General features: G+C 43.0%; 8 protein-coding genes. 6 read left to right on the forward strand and 2 right to left on the reverse strand.

The genetic code is table 11. From position 1 onward, the window contains the following. Positions 1–43 precede the first annotated feature (43 nt). From PHV77_06890 to PHV77_06915, 6 genes are read left to right on the forward strand one after another with little or no spacing between them, the layout of a single operon-like run. A complete protein-coding gene (locus tag PHV77_06890) occupies positions 44–568 on the forward strand; it encodes an OmpH family outer membrane protein (GenBank protein ID MDD5505010.1) in 525 nt (174 codons plus the stop codon). Beyond that, entirely contained in the window at positions 565–1,575 is a 1,011-nt protein-coding gene (gene lpxD, locus PHV77_06895) for a UDP-3-O-(3-hydroxymyristoyl)glucosamine N-acyltransferase (GenBank protein MDD5505011.1), read from the forward strand. The genes PHV77_06890 and lpxD overlap by 4 nt, the downstream gene beginning before the upstream one ends. A gap of 27 nt (positions 1,576–1,602) precedes the next feature. Continuing rightward, positions 1,603–2,919, forward strand: a complete 1,317-nt coding sequence (lpxC, locus tag PHV77_06900; protein ID MDD5505012.1) for a UDP-3-O-acyl-N-acetylglucosamine deacetylase — start codon at positions 1,603–1,605, stop codon at positions 2,917–2,919. Positions 2,920–2,932: 13 nt separating this feature from the next. Beyond that, entirely contained in the window at positions 2,933–3,703 is a 771-nt protein-coding gene (gene lpxA, locus PHV77_06905; protein ID MDD5505013.1) for an acyl-ACP--UDP-N-acetylglucosamine O-acyltransferase, read from the forward strand. Positions 3,704–3,708: 5 nt separating this feature from the next. After that, complete coding sequence (gene lpxI, locus PHV77_06910) at positions 3,709–4,521, forward strand: UDP-2,3-diacylglucosamine diphosphatase LpxI (protein MDD5505014.1); 813 nt, start codon at positions 3,709–3,711, stop codon at positions 4,519–4,521. A 2-nt stretch (positions 4,522–4,523) separates the two neighbouring features. Then, on the forward strand, positions 4,524–5,294 hold the full coding sequence (locus tag PHV77_06915; protein ID MDD5505015.1) for an NAD+ synthase: 771 nt from the start codon (positions 4,524–4,526) through the stop codon (positions 5,292–5,294). Positions 5,295–5,326: 32 nt separating this feature from the next. Here the strand turns inward: PHV77_06915 and lpxB are convergent, their stop codons facing one another. Then, positions 5,327–6,472, reverse strand: coding sequence for a lipid-A-disaccharide synthase (gene lpxB / locus PHV77_06920; GenBank protein ID MDD5505016.1), 1,146 nt, complete (start codon positions 6,470–6,472; stop codon positions 5,327–5,329). After that, positions 6,472–7,383, reverse strand: coding sequence for a Gfo/Idh/MocA family oxidoreductase (locus PHV77_06925; GenBank protein MDD5505017.1), 912 nt, complete (start codon positions 7,381–7,383; stop codon positions 6,472–6,474). Before PHV77_06925 ends, lpxB begins: the two co-directional genes overlap by 1 nt. Between the last annotated feature and the right edge of the window lie 440 nt (positions 7,384–7,823).

The following is a 7,823-nucleotide window of genomic DNA, read 5'->3' on the forward strand; positions in this document are numbered from 1 at the left end:
TTTTTTAAAAAAATCCGCAAATACGGAAAAACAGGAGGAAGATATGCGCAGGATGAACATGGTATTTTTATTTGCGTTTTTTATTTCGTGTTTTACCTATACGGGCATTGCCCGGGCCGCTGACGTAAAGATAGGCTATATTGATATTGCCGCTGTTTTTGACGGTTATGACAGAACAAAAGAAGAAGACGCAAAGCTCGGCACCAAAAGCCAGAGTAAACAAGCCCAGCGCGACAAGATGGTTGAGAACGTAAGGAATATGAAGAACGAGATAGAGCTTTTGAATGAAAAGCAGAAAGAAAAAAAACAGATCCAGATTGATGATGAGATACGAAAACTGCAGGATTTTGACCGCGAAGGTAAGGCGGAGCTTCAGCGCGAGAGAGATGATATGGTAAAGGCCATACTAAAAGATATAGAATCAGTTGTAAATGATTATGCCGCTCAAAACAGCTACACAATGATTCTTAACAGCAGAGTCCTTGAATACGCGCTGGAGGAATATAATATTACCAAGGCGGTGCTTAACCTGCTAAACTCTAAATACAGAAGAAGCGCGGTTAGATGAAAAAAAGCCTTAAAGAAATAGCGGCGCTGGTTAACGGCGAGCTTATAGGCAATGGCGATATATTGATTGGCAGTGTTAACGGTATCAGAGAGGCGCAGGAAGGCGACATCACATTTCTTGCCAATCCTTTGTATGGGCCGCTATTGGCTAAAACTAACGCCTCCGCGGTTATTACATCAAGAGATATTGTTTCATCGGTAAAGCCTATTATCAGAACAGCCGATCCTTCCCTTGCTTTTACTAAGATCATATCTTTATTTCGCCCCGCGGAGGAAAACAGTCTGCCAAAGGGCATAGATAAGCTGGCTGTTATTGGAAAAGACGCGAAACTTGGTAAAAATATTTCTGTGGCGGCCTTTGTAGTCATAGAGCAGGGGGCGGAAATTGGAGACGGCGCCGTTATCTATCCGCATGTGTATGTCGGACATAATGCGAAAATAGGAAGACACGCCAAACTGTATCCGGGAGTTGTTGTAAGAGAAGGCTGTGTGGTTGGAGAAAGAGTTATAATCCATAGTAACAGCGTGGTGGGATCAGACGGGTTTGGCTATGTAAAAGTAAACAATGCCCATCAAAAAATACTTCAAACCGGCATTGTGCTGATAGGCGATGATGTTGAAATCGGTTCCAATGTTTCTATTGACAGGGCGCGGTTCGGCAGGACTATTATCGGCAAGGGAACAAAGATAGACAACCTTGTCCAGATAGCGCATAATGTAATTATAGGAGAGAACACTATAATAGTTTCTCAAGCGGGCATTTCCGGGAGCGCGCGTATAGGAAATAATGTTATATTGGCAGGGCAATCAGGCGTTGTGGGCCACGTTCAAATAGGCGACAATGTTATAGTCGCGGCCCAGGCCGGCGTTACGAAATCAGTGCCTCCGGATACTGCTGTGCTCGGTTCGCCTGCCAATAATATATCAGAGCAAAAACGCATATTTGCCTGCCTGCACAGATTACCTGAATTGTTCAAAATCGTTAAAGAGATAAAAGACAGGATTTGAACCTAAAATAAAAAAAAGGGGTAAAGCTTGGCTTTCCAAAGGACTATAAAAAAAACAAGCAGTATTGAAGGTATTGGAATACACACAGGCAAGTTGATCAAGTTACTGCTAAAGCCGGCTTCAGCCGGAAGCGGCATAAGATTTATAAGGACAGACTTGGCAGGCAAGCCTGTTATCCCCGCTTTACTTTCCAGCGTATCAATGTCCGGTTCCGGAAGCGGACAACGCAGGACATCTATAGGGGAGGGCGCCGCGCAAATACATACGGTAGAACATTTGTTGGCCACCTTATCAGGGCTTGGTATTGATAATATGGAAATTGAGATTAACGGCCCCGAACTGCCCGGTCTTGACGGCAGTGCCCTGGGTTTTGTAAAAGCTATAAAAGATGCCGGCATAGCGGAACAGGACATGGTCCGCTATGAATTGGGCGTAAGACAGCCTGTCAAAGTGGAGGACAACGGCTCCATGCTGTTGATCCTGCCTGACGTAAACTTTAGAATATCATATACCCTGGATTATCCGACAACTAATTTCAAGACCCAGTATGGTAATTTTCTGATAACCCAGGAATCATATGAAAATGACATTGCCCCGAGCAGGACATTTTGCTTGCAGGAAGAAGTGGAATCTCTGCGTAATTTAGGTTATGGAAAAGGCGCTTCTTTGGAAAATACAGTTGTGGTAGGGGAAAATGGAGTAGTATCAGGTAAGCTTCGTTTTGAAGATGAATTTCTTAGGCACAAGGTATTAGATTTGATAGGAGATATGTATCTTTTGGGTTGCCGTTTAAGGGGCCATATCGTTGCTATAAAAAGCGGCCATAGGCTAAATATTGAGTTATTGCGCGCCATTGCCAAGCATGCCGAATCTTTTTCCATTAAGGATAAGACTGAAGGCCCTGTTTCAAAAAGTGTCCTGGATCAGGAAGACATCAAGGCCATTCTCCCCCACAGATATCCTTTCTTGATGGTTGACAGAATAATTGAATTAAAGGAATTGTCCGCGGTCGGCATTAAAAAGCTTACTATGAATGATTATTTTTTCGCCGGTCATTTTCCGGGAAATCCTGTAATGCCTGGAGTTCTTATGCTTGAGGCAATGGCCCAGGTGGGAGGCGTTATCCTGCTTAACCGGCCTGAAAACAGGGGTAAAACAGCGTATTTTATGTTTATCAATGACGCCAAATTCAGGCGCATAGTGCGTCCTGGTGATGAGCTTCGTCTGGAGGTAGACGTTGTAAAATACAAGACAAGGACAGGCCAGGTGCGCGGAAGAGCTTTAGTTGACGGCAATCTTGCCGCTGAAGCCAATCTTAATTTTGCTTTTGGCAATGAACGATAGGTAGATTAATCCGATGGATATACACAAAACGGCGATAATTAGCAAAGAAGCGAAAATCGGCGACGGAGTTTCAATAGGCCCTTATGCTGTTGTTAACGGCAATGCTGAAATAGGAGCGGGCACGTCTATAGGCGCGCATTGTGTTATTGACGAGTTTACGACAATAGGCAGGAATTGCCGGATATTTTCCGGGGCCGTAATCGGCAGTATCACGCAGGACAAAAAATTTGTCAATAAAAAGAGTTTTTTAACGATTGGAGACAATAATATAATACGCGAATATGCCACTATAAATAGAGGTACTGTTGAGAACAGCAGGACATTAGTTGGCAACAATTGTTTGTTAATGGCTTATAGCCATGTTGCCCATGATTGCGCGATAGGTGACAATGTTATTATTGCTAACTGCGGGACATTAGCGGGCCATGTCAGGCTGGATAATGGGGCCATGATCGGAGGACTGGCGGCCGCGCATCAGTTTACGCGCGTAGGCACTATGGCTATTGTAGGCGGTTGTTCAAAAGTTGTGCAGGATATTGTGCCGTATGCTATGGCAGACGGCCATCCGGCTAAAGTTTACACGGTGAATACTCTTGGGTTAAAGCGGGCGGGTTTTGATAGCGGGTCAATATCCAGCCTGAAACAGGCCTTTAAAATTATTTTTTCACTGGGGCTTAACACAAAAAACGCCCTGTCAAAAATAGAGAAACAGCTCGCCCCGACAAAGGAAATAACCGTTCTTTTGGATTTTATCAAAGGTTCCAAGAGAGGTATCTCCAAATAGATAAAATGACTAATCTGCGCCAGATCGCTATCATTGCCGGTAGCGGAAAATTCCCACTGCTTGTTGCCAAGGCCGCCAAATCCAATAATCTGAAGGTAATTACGCTTTCCATCATCTCATCCGCCGACAAGAAAATGGAAGTTGTTGGTGACAAAAATTATTGGATAGAATTAGGCCAGGGCAAACAGCTTTTGGATATAATGAAAAAGGAAGGCGTTACGCATGCCGTTATGGCCGGCAAGATAAACAAGTCTACCATTATAAGGCAGAGTGTCAGGCTTGATCAGGAAGCAAAGAATATTTTGTCAAGAGTCAGGGACAAAAAAGACGATACTATATTGTCAGCCGTTGCCGGAAGGCTCCGGGATTTTAATATTGAACTTTTGGATTCAACATTATTTCTAAAAGGTTTTATGTCCGAAAGAGGTACCATGACCAGAAAACCCTTAAGCAAAATACATTTACAGGATATCCGCTTTGGGCTTTCTATAGCCAAAAATATGGGTTCTTTAGATATTGGACAATCTGTTATTATTAAAGATAGAGCGGTGATCGCGGTTGAGGCCATAGAAGGGACTGATGAGGCCATTAAAAGGGCGGGCCAGCTTGTCGGCGAAGGTTGTGTTGTTGTCAAGGTATCAAAACCGGCCCAGGACATGCGATTTGATGTGCCTGTTGTGGGCCTTGAAACGATTAAAGCCATGAAATTCTCCGGCGCTTCAGTGCTTGCCCTTGAAGCGGGCAAGGTTCTTATGCTTGAAAAATCGGATATGATACAGGAAGCGGAAAAAATAGGATTGTCCATAGTAGGTGTGTGAATATGAAGGGTTTTGATATAAACTCAAAGGTTGTGCGTAAAAAACTTATAAATTTTGTCCGTTCCATATGTGCCGCGAAAGGTTTTAGCAAGGTAATATTAGGGCTGTCCGGCGGGCTTGATTCTTCCGTAGTAGCTTATTTGTCGGTTCAAGCTTTAGGAAAAGACAATGTGCTTGGAGTCAGCATGCCTTATGGCACACTTTTTAACCAATCAACACAGGATGCGAAAAGGCTTGCCGCGGGCCTGGGCATAAAAGTTGTGACCATAGATATAAAACCCATGCTGGATGCCTATTTCAGAACAGACAGGGCCGCGGATAATATAAGGCGCGGAAATAAAATGGCCAGAGAAAGGATGTCTATACTTTTTGACCTTTCCCGGGTATACGATAGCCTTGTTGTCGGCACATCCAACAGGACGGAGATCCTGGTAGGGTATGGCACCATATATGGCGATTGCGCCTATGCCTTTAATCCCATAGCATGTCTTTACAAAAGCCAGCTCAAGTATTTTGCCTCGTATCTGGGCATCCCGTCTTTTATACTAAAGAAAGCGCCAAGCGCTGACTTGTGGCCGGGCCAGACTGATGAAGGCGAAATGGGTTATGCCTATAAAGATATTGACAGGCTTTTGTTTTGTATGATTGATAAAAAGATGGACAAAAATCAGCTTATTCTTGAGGGTTTTGATACGAAGTTTATAAATTATATAAAAAATCGCGTAAGAAATAATAAATTTAAATCACAACTGCCTGTAATGGCAAAACTCTGATACCGCGCGCCTTCCAATGGTTTGGCGCCGACTTAAGCAGGGTTATTATTGATAAAACGGATAATTTCCCCAGCGGCGCGCATACCGGCCCCAGGCGTGCCAAGAGATTTTTTTACCTTAATAAACTCCTGTTTGATACCGCAAGATAGCTCTTTGTTTGAGATGATCCGTTGCAGGTATGAGGAAATTTTTTCAGGCCTTGCGTCATATTGCAGAAATTCTTCAACGATTTTCTTCCCCGCCACGATATTTACAAGTCCGATAAAAGGTAATTTTATCAGTTTTTTTGTCAGTATATATGTGAGGAAATTGGTTTTATAGATTATTGCCATAGGTATTCCTATCAGGGCCGTTTCTAATGTTGCTGTCCCGGAGGCGACCATGGCGCAGTCGCAGATATTTAAGGCATTGTAAATATTATCATGGACAATAAGAACCTTTATGCCTAAGCCTGACATTAGATCTTTGATAGCAGAAACGTCTATCGTAGGCGCCAGAGGCAGTATAAAATTAATATCGGTTTTGGATGTATTTGCCAGTGTGAGGGCCGACTCAAGCATGATGGGAAGAATATTTTTTATTTCCGATTTTCTTGAACCAGGCAGTATGCCGATCACTTTGCTGTTCTCTTGTATGCCAAGATTTTTTTTGAATTCTTTTGCATCCGCGGTGACTTTTACTATTTCAAGAAGGGGATGCCCCACGCATTTCACGTCTATGGAGTATTTTCTGTATAAGGTTTCTTCAAATTGGAAGAAAACGATAATTTTGTCCACAAGCCTGCGTATGGTATTAACGCGCCAAAGCCCCCACGCCCAAATTTGCGGGCTTATATAATAAATTACCGGTACGCCCATGTTCTTTAAAACCCTGGCTACCCGAAGATTGAATTCCGCGTAATCCAAAAGGATAGCGTAGTCAGGCCGCTGTTTTTTTATCTGTCTTATAAGACAGCCAAGCACATTTCTTAGTTTTAGGTATCCTCTTAATAATCCACCGGGCCCTATGAATGCCAGGTGTGTGATTTTGTCAAATAATTGAGCGCCTGCCGCCTCCATCTCGTCACCGCCCAAGCCCCGGAATACGATGTCCTTTTGTATGGAGCGCATATCCTTTATAAGGTTTGCGGCATACCTGTCGCTTGAGGCTTCCCCAGCTATTATTAATATATTTTTCATCAGGAAATTTTCTTTAGTATTTCAAGGGCAACCGCCAAGGCCTGTTTTCCTTCTTTGCCGGAAGCAAGGGGTTTTTTGCCTGTTCTGACACAATTTAAGAAAGAAGATAATTCTTTTTGCAGAGGGTTTTCTTTTTTTATGTCTATTCGCTCTGACACGATTCCGGATAATTTTTTGGTATATATAGATGCCTCTTGATTTATATAATCAAGCGATATGTAGGCATTAGGCTGGAACAGCCTGATTTTACGCATGGCTTTTTCAGTAACGCGGCTGGCGGTTATATTGCATACAGCTCCGTTTTCAAAGACAATGCGCGCGTTCGCGATGTCTTCATGGCGGGTAAGGACCTTTACTCCCACGGCGTCAATCGTTTTTATGGGTGATTTTATAAGCCAGAGCAATATGTCAATGTCGTGTATCATCAGGTCAAGCACTACTCCTATATCCTTAACCCTGGGAGAAAACGGCCCGAGCCTGTGGCATTCGGCGAATTTTATGTCCCCTTTGATCTTTAGCACGGCCTCTATAGCGGCATTGAATCTTTCAATGTGGCCGACGGCCAATGTCAGGTTTTTAGATAGAGCCTCTTCCAGAAGGCTGTCCGCTTCCTCAATAGTCTGGGTTATAGGTTTTTCAACCAGCAAATGGGTGCCTGACCTTAAAAAATCTCTGGCTATGCGGTAATGGTCTTGTGTCGGGACAACTATGCTTGCGGCATCAACAGCGCCAAGCAGTTGTTTATAATCTTTAAATCCTTTGACGCCCAAACTGCTTTCAACCTGCTTCAACCTGTCTGAATCACTGTCGCAGACGCCTGTTAATTCAACGCCGTCAAGACTGGAATAAATTTTTGCGTGTATGGCTCCAAGAGAGCCTACTCCGATAACCGCTACTTTGATTTTTTTCATAATGTATTTTCCCGCATTTTGTGATTATTATAACACAGCCTCAATTCCCAGGTCAATTTAAATGGAAGGATAGCCGTGGATAAAACTGCGGAAAGCGCTTGCGCTGTATTGTGCGATAAAATAAGGTTTATAATATAAAATAGGATGCTTGGAGGGTGAGTCAAATCGTCCTTCTTTTGTATTCGGAGACGCCCTACCTCATCCAAGCATCCTTACTAAAAATATACCTGATAAAATTGGAAAGTCAAGTTGCTAAGTATAGAAAATATAAAATTTTTTGACTATTTTATTGGTACAATGTTTATTGATACTAACATAATGTAAAATATTCTGTGCACTTTCAGTATAAAAGTTCATTGAAATCACAATAAAAAAGGCATATCCTTTGGTTATTAGCGACAATAACCGGGACGTGATGTCCCAAGGAGGATATGCCCATG

This window comes from Candidatus Omnitrophota bacterium (genome assembly GCA_028716165.1).
GTDB lineage: Bacteria > Omnitrophota > Gorgyraeia > JABMRG01 > JABMRG01 > JAQUQI01.

Coding starts and splice junctions, on each gene's coding strand:
- PHV77_06890 (MDD5505010.1), top strand. CDS start 44: ATGCGCAGGATGAACATGGTATTTTTATTTGCGTTTTTTATTTCGTGT.
- lpxD (MDD5505011.1), top strand. CDS start 565: ATGAAAAAAAGCCTTAAAGAAATAGCGGCGCTGGTTAACGGCGAGCTT.
- lpxA (MDD5505013.1), top strand. CDS start 2,933: ATGGATATACACAAAACGGCGATAATTAGCAAAGAAGCGAAAATCGGC.
- lpxI (MDD5505014.1), top strand. CDS start 3,709: ATGACTAATCTGCGCCAGATCGCTATCATTGCCGGTAGCGGAAAATTC.
- PHV77_06915 (MDD5505015.1), top strand. CDS start 4,524: ATGAAGGGTTTTGATATAAACTCAAAGGTTGTGCGTAAAAAACTTATA.
- lpxB (MDD5505016.1), bottom strand. CDS start 6,472: ATGAAAAATATATTAATAATAGCTGGGGAAGCCTCAAGCGACAGGTAT.
- PHV77_06925 (MDD5505017.1), bottom strand. CDS start 7,383: ATGAAAAAAATCAAAGTAGCGGTTATCGGAGTAGGCTCTCTTGGAGCC.